The organism is Vreelandella xerophytica, assembly GCF_968048975.1.
This window is the reverse complement of the sequence record NZ_OZ309106.1, coordinates 2,146,426-2,165,893: the sequence shown is the minus strand read 5'-3', so window position 1 is coordinate 2,165,893 and position 19,468 is coordinate 2,146,426. Positions and strand designations below refer to the sequence as shown.

17 protein-coding genes are annotated in these 19,468 nt (G+C 60.1%); 11 read left to right on the top strand and 6 right to left on the bottom strand.

All coding sequences use genetic code 11. From position 1 onward, the window contains the following. Window positions 1-94 precede the first annotated feature (94 nt). Together ACWF8S_RS10325 and ACWF8S_RS10320 are read left to right on the top strand one after the other, a co-directional pair. Window positions 95-1,288 carry an ATP phosphoribosyltransferase regulatory subunit gene (locus ACWF8S_RS10325; RefSeq protein WP_447553233.1) on the top strand — a complete coding sequence of 398 codons (1,194 nt, stop codon included), beginning with the start codon at window positions 95-97 and terminating at the stop codon, window positions 1,286-1,288. After that, the gene (locus ACWF8S_RS10320) at window positions 1,288-2,583 is read left to right on the top strand and encodes an adenylosuccinate synthase (RefSeq protein ID WP_447553232.1); all 1,296 of its coding nucleotides are present in this window, start codon (window positions 1,288-1,290) and stop codon (window positions 2,581-2,583) included. Before ACWF8S_RS10325 ends, ACWF8S_RS10320 begins: the two co-directional genes overlap by 1 nt. 77 nt (window positions 2,584-2,660) lie before the next feature. Here ACWF8S_RS10320 and cobO read toward each other — a convergent pair whose 3' ends face one another. Continuing rightward, window positions 2,661-3,260: a cob(I)yrinic acid a,c-diamide adenosyltransferase gene (cobO, locus tag ACWF8S_RS10315; RefSeq protein ID WP_447553231.1), complete on the bottom strand. Its 600-nt coding sequence runs from the start codon at window positions 3,258-3,260 to the stop codon at window positions 2,661-2,663. A gap of 214 nt (window positions 3,261-3,474) precedes the next feature. On the opposite strand from cobO, the gene ACWF8S_RS10310 reads away from it, so the two are divergent. The 4 genes from ACWF8S_RS10310 (at window position 3,475) to ACWF8S_RS10295 (ending at window position 8,788) form a co-directional block, all read left to right on the top strand. After that, window positions 3,475-3,960: a YajQ family cyclic di-GMP-binding protein gene (locus tag ACWF8S_RS10310; RefSeq protein WP_447553230.1), complete on the top strand. Its 486-nt coding sequence runs from the start codon at window positions 3,475-3,477 to the stop codon at window positions 3,958-3,960. A gap of 105 nt (window positions 3,961-4,065) precedes the next feature. After that, window positions 4,066-6,693, top strand: coding sequence for an aminopeptidase N (gene pepN / locus ACWF8S_RS10305; RefSeq protein ID WP_447553229.1), 2,628 nt, complete (start codon window positions 4,066-4,068; stop codon window positions 6,691-6,693). Between the two features lie 35 nt (window positions 6,694-6,728). Beyond that, a complete protein-coding gene (gene yegS / locus ACWF8S_RS10300) occupies window positions 6,729-7,688 on the top strand; it encodes a lipid kinase YegS (protein ID WP_447553228.1) in 960 nt (319 codons plus the stop codon). Window positions 7,689-7,750: 62 nt separating this feature from the next. After that, the gene (locus tag ACWF8S_RS10295; protein ID WP_447553227.1) at window positions 7,751-8,788 is read left to right on the top strand and encodes a hypothetical protein; all 1,038 of its coding nucleotides are present in this window, start codon (window positions 7,751-7,753) and stop codon (window positions 8,786-8,788) included. Window positions 8,789-8,840: 52 nt separating this feature from the next. Here ACWF8S_RS10295 and ACWF8S_RS10290 read toward each other — a convergent pair whose 3' ends face one another. Continuing rightward, window positions 8,841-9,044: a cold-shock protein gene (locus ACWF8S_RS10290; RefSeq protein ID WP_447553226.1), complete on the bottom strand. Its 204-nt coding sequence runs from the start codon at window positions 9,042-9,044 to the stop codon at window positions 8,841-8,843. Between the two features lie 131 nt (window positions 9,045-9,175). Here ACWF8S_RS10290 and ACWF8S_RS10285 point away from each other — a divergent pair, with 131 nt between their 5' ends. Next, window positions 9,176-9,832, top strand: a complete 657-nt coding sequence (locus tag ACWF8S_RS10285) for a LysE family translocator (RefSeq protein ID WP_447553225.1) — start codon at window positions 9,176-9,178, stop codon at window positions 9,830-9,832. A 16-nt stretch (window positions 9,833-9,848) separates the two neighbouring features. Here ACWF8S_RS10285 and ACWF8S_RS10280 read toward each other — a convergent pair whose 3' ends face one another. After that, entirely contained in the window at window positions 9,849-11,798 is a 1,950-nt protein-coding gene (locus ACWF8S_RS10280; RefSeq protein ID WP_447553224.1) for a transglycosylase SLT domain-containing protein, read from the bottom strand. 132 nt (window positions 11,799-11,930) lie between these two features. Between ACWF8S_RS10280 and ACWF8S_RS10275 the strand changes: the two genes are divergently transcribed. The 4 genes from ACWF8S_RS10275 (at window position 11,931) to sixA (ending at window position 16,073) form a co-directional block, all read left to right on the top strand. Then, on the top strand, window positions 11,931-12,278 hold the full coding sequence (locus ACWF8S_RS10275) for a YkvA family protein (protein ID WP_447553223.1): 348 nt from the start codon (window positions 11,931-11,933) through the stop codon (window positions 12,276-12,278). A 141-nt stretch (window positions 12,279-12,419) separates the two neighbouring features. Beyond that, window positions 12,420-14,324: a molecular chaperone HtpG gene (htpG, locus tag ACWF8S_RS10270; protein ID WP_447553222.1), complete on the top strand. Its 1,905-nt coding sequence runs from the start codon at window positions 12,420-12,422 to the stop codon at window positions 14,322-14,324. A 206-nt stretch (window positions 14,325-14,530) separates the two neighbouring features. After that, on the top strand, window positions 14,531-15,604 hold the full coding sequence (locus ACWF8S_RS10265) for an NAD(P)H-dependent glycerol-3-phosphate dehydrogenase (RefSeq protein WP_447553221.1): 1,074 nt from the start codon (window positions 14,531-14,533) through the stop codon (window positions 15,602-15,604). After that, window positions 15,591-16,073 (top strand): phosphohistidine phosphatase SixA, encoded by a 483-nt coding sequence (gene sixA / locus ACWF8S_RS10260; protein ID WP_447553220.1) that lies wholly within the window; start codon window positions 15,591-15,593, stop codon window positions 16,071-16,073. The genes ACWF8S_RS10265 and sixA overlap by 14 nt, the downstream gene beginning before the upstream one ends. A gap of 49 nt (window positions 16,074-16,122) precedes the next feature. Here the strand turns inward: sixA and gatB are convergent, their stop codons facing one another. The 3 genes from gatB to gatC all read right to left on the bottom strand — a co-directional run bounded on the left by gatB (window position 16,123) and on the right by gatC (window position 19,386). Continuing rightward, complete coding sequence (gene gatB / locus ACWF8S_RS10255) at window positions 16,123-17,577, bottom strand: Asp-tRNA(Asn)/Glu-tRNA(Gln) amidotransferase subunit GatB (protein WP_447553219.1); 1,455 nt, start codon at window positions 17,575-17,577, stop codon at window positions 16,123-16,125. Beyond that, window positions 17,577-19,037 carry an Asp-tRNA(Asn)/Glu-tRNA(Gln) amidotransferase subunit GatA gene (gatA, locus tag ACWF8S_RS10250; protein ID WP_447553218.1) on the bottom strand — a complete coding sequence of 487 codons (1,461 nt, stop codon included), beginning with the start codon at window positions 19,035-19,037 and terminating at the stop codon, window positions 17,577-17,579. The genes gatB and gatA overlap by 1 nt, the downstream gene beginning before the upstream one ends. A gap of 61 nt (window positions 19,038-19,098) precedes the next feature. Beyond that, window positions 19,099-19,386, bottom strand: a complete 288-nt coding sequence (gene gatC / locus ACWF8S_RS10245; RefSeq protein WP_447556581.1) for an Asp-tRNA(Asn)/Glu-tRNA(Gln) amidotransferase subunit GatC — start codon at window positions 19,384-19,386, stop codon at window positions 19,099-19,101. Between the last annotated feature and the right edge of the window lie 82 nt (window positions 19,387-19,468).

Here is a 19,468-nt window from a genome sequence, read left to right as displayed (position 1 = left end):
TGGCCCCCATTTGGCGCGGGTGCGTTTTTGACCGGTGGCGTCAACAACGACTTCATCGAGTCCGGGGCCTTCATCGTCTTGCAGGATTGTTCACATGACCATCGCTGACCGCTGGCTGCTGCCCGACGGCATGGATGAGGTGCTGCCACCTCAGGCAAGCCGTATGGAAGAGTTGCGCCGTGCGCTGCTGGATCTCTATTACGTCTGGGGCTACGACCAAGTCATGCCGCCCCCCGTGGAGTTTTTAGACTCGCTTTTAACCGGCACCGGTACCGATCTGGATCTGCAGACCTTCAAGCTGACCGACCAGCTGACCGGTCGCATGATGGGGGCTTGTGCCGACGTGACGCCGCAAGTGGCGCGAATGGACGCCCACTCGCTCAAGCGTCAGGGCCCGGTGCGACTTTGTTACTGCACCAACGTGTTGCGCGCCAAGGCCGATCAGCACCAGGGCGGGCGAAGCCCGGTCCAGGTAGGGGTCGAGCTGTTCGGTCATGCGGGGCTCGAGGCCGACAGCGAAGTCATCAGGTTGGCGCTGGCCAGCCTGAACGCTGCCGGGGCGACGGAAGTGCATCTGGCGCTTGGCCATATCGGTATCTTTCGAAGCCTGGTCGAGGCGGCGGCACTAAGGGACGATCAGGAATCGACGATTTTCGATGCCCTGGCGCTCAAGTCACCCAGCCAGCTCAAGGCGCGGGTCAGCGAGCACGTCAGCGACCCGGTGCTTGCGGATATGCTGCTCGCCCTCGGGGAGCTTCACGGCGATGCCAGCATCCTGGCCGAGGCTCGCGAGCGCTTCGCCGGCGCGCCGACATCGGTGATCGCAGCGCTTGACCAGCTCGAGGCGCTGAACACGACGGTGCTGGCACAGTTCGACGTCGCCTTGTATTTTGATCTGGCTGAGCTTCGAGGCTATCAGTACCATACCGGCGTCATGTTCGCTGCCTACGTGCCGGGTTACGGTCACGCCCTGGCCAAGGGAGGGCGCTACGACGATACCGGCCGCGCCTTCGGACGCGCCCGACCTGCCACCGGCTTTTCGATGGATCTGAAGCAACTGGCCTCGCTTGCCCCGGCGACTCCCAGCCCGGGCACCATCTGGGCGCCGGCCCAGGGCAATGACGCACTGGATGCAATGATCGATGCGTTACGCCAAAAGGGTGAGCGCGTGATTCAAGCGCTGCCAGGGCAGCGTACCGAACCGGCGGAACACGGCTGTGACCGCCGCCTTGAGTTTATCGACGGTCGTTGGCAGACAACGGCCCTGACACAAGAGACGAGTGCATAATGGGTAAGAATGTCGTAGTCCTGGGCACCCAGTGGGGTGATGAAGGCAAGGGTAAGATCGTTGACCTGCTCACCGAGTCAGCCGCGGCGGTCGTGCGCTTCCAAGGCGGCCATAACGCGGGCCACACCCTGGTGATCGACGGCGAAAAGACCGTCCTCCACCTGATTCCCTCCGGCGTGCTGCGTCCGGGCAAGACCTGCATCATCGGCAACGGGGTCGTACTTTCCCCCGAGGCGCTGATCAAGGAGATTCGCGAGCTTGAAGACAAGGGCGTACCGGTACGCGAACGTCTGCGTCTGTCGCCGGCCTGCCCGCTGATCCTGCCTTACCACGTGCGTCTGGACCAGGCGCGCGAAAAAGCGCGCGGCGTGGCCAAGATCGGTACCACCGGCCGTGGTATCGGCCCGGCCTACGAGGACAAGGTTGCCCGTCGCGGTCTGCGCCTGGGGGATATGCTTCACCGTGAGCGTTTCGCCTCCAAGCTTGGCGAAGTGCTCGACTATCACAACTTCGTGCTGGTGAACTACCACGGCGAACCGGCAGTGGACTTCCAGGAAGTGCTGGACAGCGCCATGCAGATGGCCGATGAACTGCGCCCCATGGTAGCGGATACCGTCAGCCAGGTGCACGATTTGCGCAAGGCCAACGAGAACATTCTCTTTGAAGGCGCTCAAGGCTCGCTGCTGGATATCGATCACGGTACCTACCCCTATGTGACCAGCTCCAATACCACCGCCGGCGGCACGGCCACCGGCTCCGGCGTCGGGCCTTTGTATCTGGATTACGTGCTGGGTATCACCAAGGCCTACACGACTCGCGTTGGCTCGGGACCGTTCCCGACCGAGCTTTTCGATGACCATGGCCGCCATCTGGCCGAGCGCGGTCATGAATTCGGCGCGACTACCGGCCGTGCTCGCCGCTGCGGCTGGTTCGACGCGGTCGCCCTGCGACATGCGGTGCAGATCAACTCCGTCTCCGGTATCTGCCTGACCAAGCTGGATGTACTCGACGGGCTCGAGAATATCCGCGTGTGCGTCGGTTATCGCAGCAAGGACGGAGAGGTGCTGGACAACCCCGTCGACTCGGAAGGCTACGAGGCCGTCGAGCCCGTCTATTTCGACCTGCCGGGCTGGAAAGAGTCGACACTGGGCGCCAAGAAGGTCGAGGATCTGCCTGCCAATGCGCGGGCCTACATCAGCTACCTGGAAGAGCAGGTGGGTACCAGCATCGATATCATTTCAACCGGCCCGGACCGTAATGAAACCATCGTGCTGAAAAACCCCTTTGACGAGTAAGGCGTGACACTCGGATAAACGGTATAGGTACATGGCAGGGTCAAGACGCCGCCGGGTTTCCCGGCGGCGTCTTGCGTCTAGAAATCGATGCCGCGACGCGCTTTCAGACCGTTATTGAAGGCGTGGCGGGTTTCCTGCATCTCGGTCACGGTATCCGCCATGGCGACCAGCTCGCGGTGAGCGTTGCGGCCGGTGATGATCACGGTCTGCTCCCGGGGACGATTCTCGAGCGCTTTCTTGACCTGTTCGATCTCCAGGTAGCCGAACTTCAGCATGTAGGTGATTTCATCGAGCACGACGAGATAGGTCTCGGGGTCGCCGAGCATTTTTTCGGCTTCTGCCCATACCTCGAGGCAGGCGTTCGTATCGGTGTCCCGGTTCTGGGTATCCCAGGTAAAGCCGGTTGCCATGATGGCCACATTCAAGTTGGGGCCATCCTCGAGGCGATTGCGTTCGCCGCACTCCCAAAGCCCTTTGATGAACTGCACTACGCCCACTTTATAGCCATAGCCCAGCGCGCGGGTGACCGTGCCCCAGGCGGCGGTGGTCTTGCCCTTGCCGTTCCCGGTATTGACCAGTATCAGCCCGCGCTCATCGGTGGCGCTGGCGATCTTGTCGTCCACGTGGGCCTTGAGTTTCTGCATCGATGCCTTATGGCGCGTCTCGCGATCGCTCATGCTTTTTTCCTTGAGTTTGCGGTAAGACCGGGTCAGGCCAGCATAAAGGATCTTTTCGCGCCTTTATATCGCGGATCGGCAGAGGGGCAGGCCGCGGCGGGGGTCGAGAACGCGCTCGTGGCTCCTTTCCTTCACGACAAAGCGTGGAATGCGATTAGCCGCTCGGCCCTGGCTGCTCTAGAATGGCAGGCTACGTCTTGTTAAGGAAAAAACCATGCCTTCATTTGATATTGTTTCCGAATTCGACCGCCATGAAGCCGCCAATGCGGTGGATCAAGCCAACCGTGAAGTGGATTCACGCTTCGATTTCAAAGGCGTTGATGCGAGTTTCACCCTTGAAGGCGAAAGCGTTGCACTGGAAGCCGAGGTGGACTTTCAGCTCAAGCAGATGCTCGATGTGTTACGTAACCGCTTGATTGCCAGGGGGATCGACGCTCGCTGCATGGAAGTGAAAGATCCGGTGCTTACCGGCGTCAAAGCCCGTCAGGACGTGGCGCTGAAGCAGGGGCTAGACGCCGCCCAGACCAAGGATATCGTCAAGCGCATCAAGGCCAGCAAGCTGAAGGTACAGGCCCAGATTCAAGGTGAGAAGGTACGCGTGACCGGCAAGAAGCGTGACGATCTGCAAAGTGTCATGGCGCTTTTGCGCGGCGAAGAAGGGCCGGATCTTCCCTTGCAGTTCGATAATTTCCGTGACTGATTTTCAACGTTTTTCATGGGTGTCTGCAGCGCATCCGGGAAAGCGCGTCTCGGCTATACTGAGTATTTGATAGGAATTGTTCGATGAGAAAAGGAGCCACGCATCATGTCTGATCCGCAGCCGGTTTATCTAAGCGACTACCAGCCGCCTGATTATTTCGTTACCCATACCGAGCTGACGTTTGATCTTGACCCTGGCGCTACCCGCGTAAAGGCCCGCCTTTTTATCGAGCGAAACGCCACCGCGGGAGACGACGCTCCCCTGGTGCTTGACGGCGAAAGACTCAAGCTCGTGTCGCTGGCTGTGGACGGCCACGCTCTGCACGGTGCCGACTACGCTCTCACCGATGATGCGCTCACCATCCGGCGCGTTCCTGCACGTTTTTGTCTGGAAAGCGAAGTCGAAATCGACCCCCGCAGCAATACGGCTCTGGAAGGGCTTTACCAGTCAAACGGCATGTACTGCACCCAGTGCGAGGCGGAAGGGTTTCGCCGGATTACCTTCTATCCCGACCGCCCGGATGTGATGGCCACCTTCAAGGTCACCCTGATTGGCGATAAAACGCGCGAGCCGGTTCTACTTGCCAACGGCAACCCCGTGGACAAGGGCGAAATGGACGGGCGTCACTTTGCCACCTGGGAAGACCCGCATCCCAAACCCTGCTACCTCTTTGCGCTGGTGGCGGGGAATCTTCACAAGGTGGCCGACCGCTTCACCACCCAGAGCGGGCGCGACATCACCCTGGAAATCTGGGTGGAAAAAGAGAATCTGGACAAGACCGAACACGCCATGGCCTCGCTGAAGCGGGCGATGGCCTGGGATGAAACCGCCTATGGGCGCGAGTACGATCTGGATCTTTTCATGATCGTGGCGGTCAGCGATTTCAACATGGGCGCGATGGAGAACAAGGGGCTCAACATCTTCAACTCCGCGGCGGTACTGGCTCATCCGGATACCGCCACGGACAACGCCTTTCAAACCGTCGAAGGCATCGTTGCTCACGAATACTTCCATAACTGGTCGGGCAACCGGGTTACGTGTCGTGACTGGTTTCAGCTCTCGCTGAAAGAGGGCTTTACCGTCTTTCGTGACCAGTGCTTCTCGGCGGATACCAACTCCGCGCCGGTCAAGCGCATCCAGGACGTCTCGTTTTTTCGCACCGCCCAGTTTGCTGAAGACGGCGGACCGACCGCGCATCCCGTTCGGCCGGACCACTACATCGAAATCACCAACTTCTACACTCTCACCATTTATGAAAAGGGTGCGGAAGTAGTGCGCATGCTGTGCAACCTGATCGGTTGGGAAGCATTTCGGCGTGGCGCTGATCTTTACTTCGATCGCTTCGATGGCCAGGCGGTCACCATCGAGGACTTCGTCGACTGCATGGCGGAGGTGTCTGGTGCGAACCTGGATCAGTTCATGCGCTGGTACTCCCAGGCGGGTACGCCGGAGATCGACGCTTTTGGCGAGTATGACTACACCCACGGTGAATACCGCCTGACCCTTCGTCAGCGCACGCCGGCAACACCCGGCCAGACAGAGAAAGAGCCGCTGCATATCCCGGTGCGTCTGGGCCTGGTGGGCACCAAGTCCGGCCAGGATCTGGCCCTCACTCTGAACGGCGAGTCGCTGGGCAAGGAGGGGGTGGTTCATCTGACCCGAAACGAGCAGACCTTCGTGTTCAGCAACGTGGCCGAGGCCCCGGTACCGTCGCTTCTGCGCAATTTCTCCGCGCCGGTGGCGCTGCACTACCCGTACTCACGCGAAGACCTGGCCTTTTTGCTGACCCATGACAGCGACGGCTTCAATCGGTGGGATGCCGGACAGCGGCTGGCGATGCTGGCACTGGATGACTTGATCGCCGCGCATCGCAACGGCGTTGAAAAAGTCATGGATACCCGGGTCATCGAAGCGTTCAGAACGCTGCTGAGCGGGGAGATGAACGACAAGGCGGTATTGGCCGAGATGCTGACGCTGCCGACGGAGGCCTACATCGCCGAACAGCAGCGTATCGTCGATGTCGATGCCATCCATTCGGCGCGCGAGTTCATGCGACAGTCGCTGGCGCTGTCGCTTCGCGACGAGTTCATCGCCGTCTACAAGGCGAACACGCTCGATGAGTCCTACGCGCCCAGCCCTGAGCAGATCGCCATGCGCAGCCTCAAGAACGTGGCACTCGCTTATTTGATGGTGATCGAGGACGAGGAAGGGCTCGAGCTTTGCCAGGCACAGTTTGATGCAGGCCATAACATGACCGATGTGCGCCAGGCATTGACGCTATTGGTACACAGCGACCGTTCTGATCTGGCCGCTCCTGCGCTCAAGGCCTTTGGCGAAAAATGGGCTTCTGATTCGCTGGTGATGGACCAGTGGTTCACGGTGCAGGTCCTGCGCCCGCAGCCGGACGTACTGGAGCGGGTCGAATATTTGATGGACCACCCGGCGTTTTCGATCAAGAATCCCAACAAGGTGCGCGCGCTGATCGGCGCCTTTACCCAGAACCGAGTGAACTTTCACCGCCTGGACGGTAAAGGGTATAAGCTTCTAGCTGATGTAGTGATCGAGCTTGACCGGTTGAACCCGGATATCGCCGCTCGCCTGATTACCCCCCTGACACGGTGGCAGCGCTTTGATGAATCCCGCCAGGCGCTGATGCGTGGGGAACTCACACGGATCAGCAAAGAGCCGCTTTCATCCAACGTATTCGAGGTGGTTGACAAGGCGCTGGCTTGAACGGGTGCGAACTAACCATGGAAAGGAAAACGCCGGTGACAGACTCACAAAAGCGTTACTTACTGATTGTCAATGGAAAATCCTCTGCAAATCCGGAGCTGCGCGAGGCCGTCATGGCCGAGCGCAAGGCAGGGAAGGAGATTACGGTTCGTGCCACCTGGGAAGGGGGCGACGCCAACGAGTTTGCCTACAAGGCCGGGGATGAAGGCTTCACCCACGTGATCGCCTGCGGCGGTGACGGTACGGTCAACGAAGTGGTCAATGGCCTGATGCGTGTCGCTCATGACCAGCGTCCGGCGCTGGGTATCGTGCCTTTGGGAAGCGCCAACGATTTTGCTACCTCCGTTGGGCTGCCGCTGGAGCCGGGGCCGGCGCTCGAGGCTGCGCTTTCGTTTCGCGCCTACCCGATCGACACGGTGCGCATGACCGCTGAAACCAACGGCGAGGAGTCGGTCAGCTACTACGTGAACATGACCACGGGGGGCTTCGGGGCCGAAATCACCTCTACGACTCCCAAGATGCTCAAGCGCATGTTGGGCGGCGGGGCATATTCGCTCATGGGTGCGTTGAAAGCGTGGCGACACCAGAGTTACCGTGGCACGCTGCATTGGCAAGAGCAGCAGACGTGCGAGTCGCTTTTGCTGCTGGCTCTTGGGAATGGCCGGCAGTCCGGTGGTGGACAAGTACTTGCCCCGCGGGCAAAGCTTGATGACGGTCGTCTGGACGTACTGCTGGTGAAAGACTTCTCGTCGGTATGGGAGCTCCCCACCCTGATCCGCGAGCTGCAGAATTTTCCCAGCGAAGGTCGCTACGTGCACTACTTCACTGCTCCCAAGCTGATGGTGACTACCGAGCGCGATGATGAACCCTGGCCCTTGACCCTGGATGGTGAGGCGCGCCATCACGAGCGTTTCACCGTCGAGGTGATACCGCTTGCATTGAACGTCTTGCTGCCCGAAGAGTGTGCACTGCTGTCAGTCAACGACCGTCACTGACGATAGATGTTGTCATTTATGAATAGAGCCACTGAACATGGCCACCAAAGGAGAGCAATCCGATGGTAAACCGCTTATGGATACCGTTACTGGCTAGTCTGGCGCTGCTGCTCAGCGCCTGCGGCGAGTCCCAGGAAGACCCGACCGTGGAGCTTGATGAAACCGAACGCTCGGTTTCCGACGATGAAGCGGTACAAGGCGAAGAGGCGCCGCAGGCCGCGGAAAACGCCGCCAATATGCCGGCTCCGGATGAGGTCGAGGACGAGGTGGAGTCGCGTCAGGCTGCTGAAGAGATCGAACGCGCCGAGGCGCTGGACGAAGGGGGCAGTGCTGGCGCGCAGCAGCAGCCCATGGCAGGCGAGGAGGTTCAGGCGGACGAAGAAACGCTTGCGGCCGACCCCGAAGATGCCCTCGACGAACAAAGTGCCATGCCCGGTGAAACCACCCGCTCCGACGTGGACGACGTGATCGCGGAGACCGAGCGCCGCTTTGAAGAGGCCCAGCGCCAGCTCGAGCAGCAGTTTCAGGAAGTGGAAAGCCAGACCACTGAGCTTGAGCCCACTGAATCCGCGAATTTCACCGAAGACTGGGAAGTCGAGAGCAGCCTGCCTGAAAGCACCCGTCGTGAAAATGATCCGGACGCTCTTGATGTGGACGCGCTGATCGAGGACACCGAGCGCCGGTTCGAGGCCGCGCAGGAGCGCCTGAATCAGCAGTTCGAGGAGCTGGAGCGCGAACGTGATTCGAGCGTGACCGACACTGCCGTCAATACCGATGACCAGGATGCACCGACGGGTTCATCGGAATTCAATGCAGGCACCACTTCAGACAATACTGGTTCAGACGATACTGGTTCAGAAAATGCCGGCTCAGAAAACACCGGCCCAGACGGTACGGATGTACGTGAGACCCGTTCAGGCATTCAGGGCCTGAGTGATGGTTCAAATGGCGAGGCCGAAGTTCTCGAAACAGAGTCCGACATCAACGCGGAAGACACTGACGTGAATGGCGAATCCAATGGGGCTCAGGCTGGGGAGACCGGTACTCCATCCTCATCAGCAGATGAGCGGGATCTGGATAGCTTGAACGCTACCCAGTAACCATCAGGCAATAAAAAGGCCCGCCGAAGCGGGCCTTTATTTCGCGCGTCAATCAAGAAACGCGAATGTTGGAAGCCTGAAGGCCTTTCTTGCCTTGCGTTACTTCAAAGGTGACTTTCTGACCATCTTGCAAGGTCTTGAAGCCTTCAGCCTGAATTTCTGAGAAGTGCGCAAAAAGGTCGTCGCCGCCGTCATCCGGAGAGATGAAGCCGAAACCTTTGGTGTCGTTGAACCACTTGACGGTACCAGTTGCCATCTTTATATCCTTGCATGCTTAAGTAATAGGTGGACAACCCATCGTTTGCCCACAATCTTCACTGTAGAAGTAAAAAAAGTGATCGTCCAGCGACGATATCAAGATTCATTTCAACGCAATGAGCGCCACCCATGAGCCAGATCACCCTGTTTGATGCCCAGTTCATCTCCTTTCTAGTGGCGATCACGCTGCTTTCCGTAAGTCCCGGCGTGGATACGCTGCTGGTGATTCGCAATACCGCCCGGGGCGGCGTGCGTGATGGCATCGCCACCAGTATCGCGATCTGCTGTGGGCTGTTCGTTCACGCCACCATCTCGGCACTGGGTATCTCCTTGATACTGCTGCAATCGGCCTTTGCCTTCAATCTTCTGAAGCTTCTGGGGGCGGGTTATCTCGTATGGTTGGGTATCACGAGCCTGCTTGCCGCTCGGCGCGGTACGGCGCTGCCCGTGGGGGGGCTTGCCGAATCCCGCTCGCCGATCAGCGTCTTCCAGCCGATCAAGGAGGGCCTCTTGTCCAACGTGTTGAACCCCAAGACCGTGGTGTTCTACATGGCGTTCTTGCCGCAGTTCATTGCGCCCACGGATCCCGCGCTCCTGAAGTCGCTCTGGCTTGCCGGGGTACACTTCGTGATTGCCAATGTCTGGCAGATCGGCGTGGTGCTGATGGTAGGAGGCGCGAGCCGCTTTTTGGCAAGCGCGCGCTTTGCAAGAGTCCTGAATGCCACCACCGGGGCAGTACTGGTGGTGCTGGGTGTGCGGCTGGCGATGGAGCAGCGCCCGGTATGACCGGGCGCCGAGACAGTCAGCGACGGGCCAGAAGCGCGCGATCATAGCGCACCTGCTGCTCGTTATCGCTGAGCAGTGTCACGCCCTGGCTGTCGCCCCCGTTGTCGAGACTTTCAAAGATGACTCGGTAACTCAGCACCGCCTGAACGTAGTCGCGGGTTTCGCGAAACGGGATGCTTTCCACGAACAGGTCAAACGACTCCACGCTACTACCCAGCCACTGATCCACCCGGCCGGGACCTGCGTTGTACGCCGCCGTTGCCGCCAGGCGATTGCCCTGGTAGCGGTTCAACTTGTCGCGCAGGTAAGTACTGCCCAGGCGAATGTTGAGTTCCGGGTCCAGCACGCCGTAGGGGCCGGGGTCGCTCAATCCCAGCTGACGGCTTACCTGGGCAGCGGTGCCCGGCATCAGTTGCATCAAGCCGCGTGCGCCGGCCGGCGACAGCGCGACCGGGTTGTAGGCGCTCTCTCGGCGGGTAATCGCCATCAGCAAGTAAGGGTCGACGCCGGTCTGGCTGCCCCAGCGTAGAAAGCTCTCGCGGTAGGCGGGCGGAAAACGCCAGTCCAGCGCGTCCCACATTTCCCCGGCAATGGTGGTTTGCACCAGGCGGGCGTGCCACTCACGGTGAGCCGCGTAGTCGGCCAATGCCCTGGCCTGATGGGGCGCCGAAGTACGCGCCGCGTAGAGCCACTCGCTGTTGGCCAGGCCGTCTTCACCAATGCGTAACAGCGCTTCGGTTCGCTGCACTACCGGTAACTGGGATGTGCGCTCCCGGGAGATATCGTCGAAGTGGTTGCGTTCGTTGTTGAGCCGGTAAGGAATACCAAGCTTTTCAGCCGCGGCGAAGCCGTAGAAGCTTCGATCCAGCGCCGCTTCACGATAGCGCGCCTCGGCGGCGTCGTGATTACCCAACTGTTCGTTGGCGCGGGCCAGCCAGTACTGCCAGCGGCTGTTCTGCTGCTGGCTTGGCGGCATCTGCACGATCCAGTGCATCACCTCCTGCCACTGACGATCCTCGAGCCCCCGGCGCACGCGAAGCTCCAGTACCCGCTCGCTTTCAAGCCCGGACAAGACGCTGTCCACCCAGGCGAGCGAGCCCGGAACATTTCGCACCAGCGCGTAGAAGGCAAGCTCTTCCTCGATGACGCGCTGTTCTTCTGCCGTGAGCGAAAGACGCGGGACGATAGTCTGCCAGGCACTCAGTGCAGCCGGTGTGTTTTCCCGGGTATAGCGCTGCATGGCAGCCTGGTAGAAGGCGGCACTCGCCGCGCACTCAGGTCCCAGACAAGCCGGTGCCTGGGCCACCGCTTGCGGATTGCGGTTCACCGATTCGACGGTCTCCATGGCAGTCTGCCACTGGCCGCTCAAAAGCCCGTTCAAGTAACCGTTGAGACCGGTTTCGCCGGCCTGCCAGGCCAGCATCTTGCGCTGCCAAACGTCGCGGTCATTGATGGTGCCATCGGCGCGCAGCCGGTTGAACAGGCTGTCGCAGGCGCTGGGCTGGGAGCCACCAGTCAGCCAGAGTGCGAGCCCTGCCTCTCGGGCCTCGGCGGGGGTTCTATCCAGCAGGGCGCTGTAGTAGTAGCACTGACGGGCAGTGCCTTCGGGCTCGCCATCGGCCACGGCCAGAAGGTCATCGTAGCGCCCGGCGTAGCCGTAGTTGGCAATGGCCTGGCCGCGCATCCATTCAGACAGCGGCGAGTCGTCATGGCGCTGGATAAAGTCCTGAACCAGGTGGGCGGGCACGTCGGGAAGTTGTCCTCGCAAGCGGTGATACTCCACATAGCCGCTCAGCACGTGACCTGAAATGGCGCGCTCGTCCACGCGCTGCCACTGCTGGTCCCGCGCTGCCTCCAGCGCATCGCGCATCTGGGCATCCGTTGCCGCCCACGCATTAGTTGTAAGACCGACGACCGCCGCGGCGCACAGCGTGCGAAGGCGAAAACGAAATCGCAAAACCGGCATGGCTTCCTCTCTTTGACGTATTCAGCTTACTGCTGGGTAGTTGACCGACTATAGTGAACTATAATGCCAGACAGTGCTCAGACAATCCCCGATTGACCCATGCAAAGAGGACTGAACAAGGATTCGATGATAATGGCGCGAGTGAGCAAATGGTGGTGGTTGTCACGCTTGAAAGGCCGCGTATGGGCGTTTAAACGCATAGTGCGCGCGTTGAAACTCTTCTTCCCCATGACCCGGGATGTGCTGAGCGGCCGTTACCGCCCCGTGCCCTGGTCGGCGTTCGGCATGATGGCACTGGCGCTTGGCTATCTGATCATGCCCTTTGATCTGATTCCCGACTTCATCTTCATCATCGGCCTGGTGGATGATGCCATTATCGTCGGCTGGCTGCTGGACCGGGTCGACCGGCGCCTGACAGGTTATCGTCAGTGGAAGTATGGCGATAGCGAAACCGCCACCACGAAGCACTCACCGTCTTGATATTGTTGACTCTCGAGATTGCTGGCTCTTGAAACGGCGGGTTCTTGAAATTACTCGGCCTAGCCCCATATTCCCTTCACACAATGCCTCGCACGAGCGAGGCGTCTTGGTAACGCAGTGATAGGCAATTGAGGGCTACGCATGAGTACGGCAACCCACGAAGAGACGCTTGGTTTTCAAACGGAAGTCAAACAGCTTCTCAACCTGATGATCAACTCCCTTTACTCCAATCGCGAGATCTTTCTGCGCGAGCTGATTTCCAACGCCGCGGATGCCTGTGACAAGCTTCGCTACGCCGCACTCGATAACGACGCGCTGTATGAAGGCGACAGCGACCTGCGTATCGAGATCGAACACGACGCAACCGCCCGCACTGTCACCCTGCGCGACAACGGTATCGGCATGAACCGCGACGACGTGATTGCCAACCTGGGCACCATCGCCCGCTCGGGTACCGCCGAGTTCATGCAGCAGTTGACCGGCGAACAGCAAAAGGATGCCAAGCTGATCGGCCAGTTCGGCGTGGGTTTTTACTCCGGTTTCATTGTCGCCGATGAAGTGACCGTTCGCACCCGCAAGGCGGGGAGCAGTGCCGCTGAAGGCGTCGAGTGGCGCTCAAGGGGCGAGGGTGAATTCAGCGTTGCCGATATCGAACGCGAAAGACATGGCACCGAAATCGTCCTGCATCTCAAGGAAGATGCTCAGGAGTACGCCGACGACTACCGCCTGCAGGGGCTTGTGCGCAAGTACTCGGACCACATCGAAGTGCCCGTGCGCATGCCCAAGGTCGATACTGTCAAGGATGATGACGGCAATGATATCGAAGGCAGTGAAGTCACCACCTGGGAAACCGTCAACGAAGCGACGGCGCTCTGGGTACGCCCGAAATCCGAGGTGTCCGAGGACGAGTACAAGGCGTTTTACAAGCATGTGGCGCACGACTTCAGCGACCCCTTGACCTGGAGTCACAACAAGGTCGAGGGCAAGCTCGAGTACACAAGCCTTCTCTATGTACCCGGTCGCGCACCCTTTGACATGTTCGAGCGCGACGGCGCCCGTGGTGTGAAGCTCTACGTACAGCGCGTATTCATCATGGACGACGCCGAGCAGTTTTTGCCGCTTTACCTGCGCTTCATCAAGGGCGTGCTGGATACGCGGGATCTTTCGCTCAACGTTTCCCGCGAGATCCTGCAGCAAGACCCCAAGGTCGAGAAGATCAAGGGAGCGCTTACCAAGCGCGCGCTGGACATGCTCAAGAAACTTGCCAAGGACGACGAGCAGTACCAGACGTTCTGGAACACGTTTGGCAGCGTTCTGAAGGAGGGACCGGGTGAAGACCCCTCCAACCGTGAGAACATTGCAGGCCTTCTGCGTTTCGCCTCGACCCATACCGATACCGCCGCTCAGGAGCAGTCGCTTGCCGGTTATGTCGAGCGGATGAAAGAGGGTCAGAAGAAGATCTACTACGTGGTGGCCGATAGCTTCAACGCAGCGAAGAACAGCCCCCACCTCGAAATCTTCCGCAAGAAAGGGATCGAGGTACTGCTGCTGTCCGATCGGGTCGATGAGTGGCTGATGAGCCATTTGACCGAATTCGACGGCCGCTCCTTTGCCGATGTTGCCAAGGGCGAGCTGGACCTTGGCGATGTCGAAGACGAAGAAGAGAAAAAGGCGCAGGAAGAGACCGCCAAGGCCAAGGAAGGACTGGTCAAGCGCGTGAAAGAGGCGCTGGATACCGGCGTTCAAGAGGTGAAGATCACCCACCGTCTGACGGACTCGCCGGCCTGCGTGGTACTGCCCGAGCACGAGATGGGCTATCAGATGCGCCGCATCATGGAAGCGGCGGGTCAACCCATGCCGGAGGTGAAGCCCATTCTGGAGCTTAACCCGGATCACGCCCTGGTCGCGCGTCTTGAAGGCGCTGAAGGCGAGCAGTTCAATCAGCTGGCGCATATTCTGCTGGATCAGGCAATCATTGCCGAAGGTGGCCACCTGGATGACCCGGCGGCCTATGTGAAACGCTTGAACAGCGTGCTCACCGCGTAACTCTTGTCATGTAGCACGTAACACGTAGCACTTGGCATAGAGTTCTCATCACGTAATTCTCGACGTGTGTGATCAAGACCCGCCAGGCAGCGCCTGGCGGGTCTTTTTGGCTTTTAGCGGCGTAAAACAGTCTCTTGACCGAGGTTATAGGGCGCGCCATTAGTGATAAAGTAGCCAGTAATCGCCAAGCAGATCAGGAAAACGCCATGGCTTTGGATCAGATCGAGGTTGCGGTTCTCGGGGGAGGAAGCTTCGGCACCGCCCTTGCCAGTATCGCCGCCGACAACGGTGCCCGGGTGCGTCAGTGGATGCGCGATGAGACGTTGGTGGCGCAAATCAACGGTGAACACCGCAACGGTCGCTACCTGCCGGACTATGCCATCAACGAAAACGTTGAAGCCCTCACCGATATCAGAAAAGCCGTCGAGGGGGCCGCTATCGTGCTGGTCGCGATTCCCTCCAAGGCATTTCGTCAGGTGGTTCGACTTGCCAAACCCTGGCTCAAGCCCGAGCAGATTCTGGTGAGCACCACCAAGGGCATCGAGCAGGAGGGGTTCTTGCTGATGAGTCAGGTGCTCGAACAGGAAACTGGCTTTGCGCATATCGGCGTGATCGCCGGGCCCAATCTGGCCTCGGAAATCGCCGACAAGCAGCTGACCGCCACGGTGGTGGCAAGCAGCGACCCGCTTACCCGTACCACGGTACAAAAGGCGCTGGGATGCGGCTACTTTCGCGTGTACGCCAGCAATGACCGTCACGGGGTGGAACTAGGCGGTGCGCTTAAAAATATCTATGCCATTTCAGCCGGCATGGCCGCCGCGCTCGGCATGGGGGAAAACACCCGCAGCATGCTGATGACCCGAGCGTTGGCGGAGATGGGGCGTTTTGCCGTTGCCCAGGGCGCCAATCCGATGACGTTTCTCGGGCTCGCCGGAGTGGGCGATCTGATCGTGACCTGCTCGTCGAAGCTTTCGCGCAACTACCGCGTAGGTTTTGCCATGGGCGAAGGGCGCACCCTGGAAGAGGCCGTCGACGCTCTGGGGCAAGTGGCGGAAGGGGTGAATACCGTCAGGCTGGTCTGCGATAAAGCTCGCGAGATGAAGGTCTATATGCCGCTGGCCGAGGGACTCAACCGCGTGTTGTTCGAGGGCATGGCAGCCAAGGAGATGGCCGGCATGCTGATGATGGGTGAACAGAGCAGCGATGTGGAGTTTGTGCTGCCTCGCGAGGCGGTGCACCAGGCCCACCAGAAAGAGGACGTCACAGATGAAAAGCGCTAATCGGCTGTTCATCATGCGCCACGGCGAGGCGGAGCCCGGCTCGGAGGACCAGGCGCGCAGGTTGACCTCTCGTGGCGAGCGCGAGGCGGCGGCCATGGGCGCCTGGCTTGCCAGGCACGAGCACGACGCCAGGATAGCCCTTTACGCAAGCCCCTATACCCGCGCTCAGCAGACCGGCGCGCTGATCAGCGAAGCAGTGGGCTGTCGACTTCATACGCTGGAAGGCATTACCCCGGATGATGACCCGGACATGGTAGGCGAGTGGCTGCTGGCCCAGCCCGAAGGGGCATGCATCATGCTGGTCAGTCATATGCCGCTGGTGGGGCTGCTCACGGGAAGGCTGGTGGAAGGGTCGCAGAGCCTGGGCGTGGGGTTTGCCACGGCGGCGGTGGCCGAGCTTGAAGCGGATGTGTGGGCGTCCGGATGTGCCCGGCTTGTGCGCTTGACCGAGCCGCGCCAACTGAGCTGAGCGGCTTGGTCACCCTGAGCCCGCCGCCGGCTGGCGGCGGGCGAAGCGCCTAGAGCAGCGCGTCGAGCTTCTCTTTCAAGAGCCCGTTGACCTGCTGAGGATTGGCGGTGCCGCGGGAGGCCTTCATCACCTGACCCACGAAGTAGCCGATCATCTTGCCGCGCTTTTCCGGTTCGGCGTCGCGGTACTGGGCTACCTGCGCCGGACTTTCGCTGATTACCTGATCGATCATCGCCTCAATCGCGCCGGTATCGGTAACCTGCTTGAGACCCTTGGCCTCGATGATCTCGTCGGCGTTCTTGCCCTGGCCGTTCCACAGCGCCTGGAAGACCTCCTTGGCCGCCTTGCCGTTGATCGTGTCATCTACCACGCGGGCGATCAGCTGGCCTAGCTGCTGGGCGGAAACCGGACTTTGCTGAATGCTCAGATTTTCCCGGTTGAGCGCGCCGGAAAGCTCACCCTGGACCCAGTTGGCTGCCTGCTTGGCGTCACCGCAAACCCGGTAGACCTCTTCGAAAAACTCCGCCATCTCCCGGCTTGCCGAGAGCACGCTGGCATCATAGGCCGAAAGTCCGAGCGCTTCTTGAAAACGCGCGCGCTTGTCGGCGGGAAGCTCGGGCAGCTGGGCCTTGAGATGTTCGAGGTAAGCCTGGTCGAGGACGACCGGCAGAAGATCCGGGCAGGGGAAGTAACGGTAGTCGTTGGCTTCCTCCTTGGTACGCATGCTTCGGGTTTCGTCGCGTTCCGGGTCGAACAGGCGGGTTTCCTGAACCACCTTGCCGCCGTCCTCGATCAGCTCGATCTGACGCTCCACTTCAAAGGCGATGGCGCGTTCGACGAAACGAAACGAGTTGACGTTCTTGATCTCGGCACGGGTACCGAACGCTTCCTGCCCCACAGGACGCACCGATACGTTGACATCGCAACGCATCGAGCCTTCCGCCATGTTGCCGTCGGAAATCCCCAGATAGGTCACAATCGAGTGAATCGCCTTGAGATAGGCGGCGGCTTCCTTGGCGCTGCGCATGTCCGGCTCGGAGACGATCTCCAGAAGCGGGGTCCCCGCCCGGTTGAGGTCGATCCCCGTCATGCCCTGAAAGTCTTCGTGAAGCGACTTGCCGGCGTCCTCTTCCAGGTGGGCATGGTGAACACGGATACGTTTGGTGACGCCGTCGTCCAAGGTGATCTCGACATCGCCCGCCCCGACGATGGGATGATACATCTGGCTGGTCTGGTAGCCCTTGGGCAGGTCCGCATAGAAGTAGTTCTTGCGATCAAAAACCGATACTTCCGGAATCTCGGAGTGGATCGCCAGGCCAAACTGTATGGCCATGGCGACCGCCTGCTCATTCAGGACCGGCAGGGTGCCGGGCAAGGCAAGATCCACAGCACTCGCCTGGGTGTTGGGCTCGTTGCCGAAGGCGGTGGAAGAGCCGGAGAAGATCTTGGAGCGGGTGGCGAGCTGAACGTGGACCTCCAGCCCGATGACGGTTTCCCATTGCATTAGGCGTTCTCCTCGGCAAGGGCAGGAAGGTGAAGGTGCCAGTCAGTGGCCTGCTGGAACTGGTGAGCCACATTGAGAAGCTGGGCCTCGGCAAAATGGGTGCCCAGAATCTGAAGACCTACCGGGCGGCCATTCACGAAGCCCGCCGGCACGCTCATGCCGGGAATGCCGGCGAGATTGACGGCGATGGTGTAGATATCCTGCAGATACATCGACACCGGGTCCTTCTTAGCGCCGATATCGAAAGCCGTGGTGGGCGCGGCCGGGCCCATCAGTACATCGACATCCTCGAAGGCGTCCAGAAAGTCCTGACGAATCAGACGACGTACCTTCTGCGCCTTGATGTAGTAAGCGTCGAAAAACCCTTCGGACAGCGTGTGCGTGCCGATCAGGATGCGCCGCTTGACTTCCTCGCCGAATCCCTCCTCCCGTGAACGGGTGTAAAGATCGATCAGGTCGGCGGGGTCCTTGCAGCGATGACCAAAGCGCACCCCGTCAAAACGTGAAAGATTCGATGACGCCTCGGCCGGGGCAATAACGTAATAGGCGGGAATGGCGTAGTGAGTGTGGGGCAGGCTCACCTCGCGAACGGTCGCGCCCAGAGACTCGTACACCTTGACCGCCTCACGGATGGCGTGCTCGACATCCGCGTCCAGGCCATCGCCAAAGTACTCCTTGGGAAGGCCGATCTTGAGCCCGGACAGCGGGGCATCCAGGGTCTCGGTGTAGTCGGGCACGCCGCGCGTGGCACTGGTGGAATCGCGCACATCGTGGCCGGCAATGACGTTCATCAGGTGCGCACAGTCGGAAGCCGAACGCGCCATGGGGCCGGCTTGATCGAGGCTCGAGGCGTAGGCGATCATCCCGTAACGCGAAACTCGCCCGTAGGTGGGCTTGAGTCCGGTAATGCCGCAAAACGCAGCGGGCTGGCGAATCGAGCCGCCGGTATCGGTGCCGAGTGCCGCCGGTACCAGCCCGGCCGCTACTGCCGCCGCACTTCCGCCGGAACTTCCACCGGGCACGGCGTTCAAGTCCCAGGGATTCTTGACGGCACCAAAGTGGCTGTTTTCGTTGGAAGAGCCCATGGCGAACTCGTCCATGTTGGTCTTGCCAAGGCTGATGCTGCCGACAGCGTTCAATTTTTCCACCACGGCGGCATCGTAAGGGGCAACGAAGTTATCCAGCATCTTGGAGCCGCAGCTGGTTTTTACCCCTTTGGTACAGAAAATATCCTTCAGCGCCAGCGGCACGCCGGTCAAGGTATGGGCGTCATCGTTGGCGCGTGCCTTGTCGGCGGCCTCGGCGCCATGAAGCGCCTGCTCGGCGGTCACGCTTATGAAGCTGTTGAGCTTGCCATCGATCTTTTCGATCCGCTGTAGATAGTGGGCGGTCAATTCACGACTTGAGAACTCGCCGCTTTTCAGGGCAGCGGCCAGCTGGGTTACGGTTTGATTATGCATGACCCAAAAGCTCCGTTCGGGACGAATGGAAAAAACCAGAATGAGGAGAGGGGATCATCACTTACTCCACCACACGCGGCACCAGGTAGAGGCCGTCTTCCACGGAAGGGGCGCAGCGCTGGTACTCGTCGCGATGGTTGATTTCGGTGACTTCATCGGCTCGCAGGCGCTGGGTGGCGTCGAGCGGATGGGAGAGCGGCGCGACATTGTCGGTATCAACACGCTGTAACTGGTCGACCATGTCTAAAATCCGGCTGAGATCGTCCACAAAGCGGCTGGCTTGGTCGTCGCTGATGGCGATTCGGGCCAGGTGTGCGGCCCGGCGCACATGAGATTCTTCAAGCGCCATGATCGGGGTTTCCTCGCAAACGTAATGGAACATATTCCGCTTCACGCGGTATACATACGGTCATCTTAAAGTCGTCTTGTGA

Coding starts and splice junctions, on each gene's coding strand:
- ACWF8S_RS10320 (WP_447553232.1), top strand. CDS start 1,288: ATGGGTAAGAATGTCGTAGTCCTGGGCACCCAGTGGGGTGATGAAGGC.
- gatA (WP_447553218.1), bottom strand. CDS start 19,037: ATGCATAATCAAACCGTAACCCAGCTGGCCGCTGCCCTGAAAAGCGGC.
- sixA (WP_447553220.1), top strand. CDS start 15,591: ATGAAAAGCGCTAATCGGCTGTTCATCATGCGCCACGGCGAGGCGGAG.
- htpG (WP_447553222.1), top strand. CDS start 12,420: ATGAGTACGGCAACCCACGAAGAGACGCTTGGTTTTCAAACGGAAGTC.
- cobO (WP_447553231.1), bottom strand. CDS start 3,260: ATGAGCGATCGCGAGACGCGCCATAAGGCATCGATGCAGAAACTCAAG.
- gatC (WP_447556581.1), bottom strand. CDS start 19,386: ATGGCGCTTGAAGAATCTCATGTGCGCCGGGCCGCACACCTGGCCCGA.
- ACWF8S_RS10275 (WP_447553223.1), top strand. CDS start 11,931: ATGGCGCGAGTGAGCAAATGGTGGTGGTTGTCACGCTTGAAAGGCCGC.
- gatB (WP_447553219.1), bottom strand. CDS start 17,577: ATGCAATGGGAAACCGTCATCGGGCTGGAGGTCCACGTTCAGCTCGCC.
- ACWF8S_RS10265 (WP_447553221.1), top strand. CDS start 14,531: ATGGCTTTGGATCAGATCGAGGTTGCGGTTCTCGGGGGAGGAAGCTTC.
- ACWF8S_RS10285 (WP_447553225.1), top strand. CDS start 9,176: ATGAGCCAGATCACCCTGTTTGATGCCCAGTTCATCTCCTTTCTAGTG.
- ACWF8S_RS10290 (WP_447553226.1), bottom strand. CDS start 9,044: ATGGCAACTGGTACCGTCAAGTGGTTCAACGACACCAAAGGTTTCGGC.
- ACWF8S_RS10325 (WP_447553233.1), top strand. CDS start 95: ATGACCATCGCTGACCGCTGGCTGCTGCCCGACGGCATGGATGAGGTG.
- ACWF8S_RS10310 (WP_447553230.1), top strand. CDS start 3,475: ATGCCTTCATTTGATATTGTTTCCGAATTCGACCGCCATGAAGCCGCC.
- ACWF8S_RS10280 (WP_447553224.1), bottom strand. CDS start 11,798: ATGCCGGTTTTGCGATTTCGTTTTCGCCTTCGCACGCTGTGCGCCGCG.
- ACWF8S_RS10295 (WP_447553227.1), top strand. CDS start 7,751: ATGGTAAACCGCTTATGGATACCGTTACTGGCTAGTCTGGCGCTGCTG.
- pepN (WP_447553229.1), top strand. CDS start 4,066: ATGTCTGATCCGCAGCCGGTTTATCTAAGCGACTACCAGCCGCCTGAT.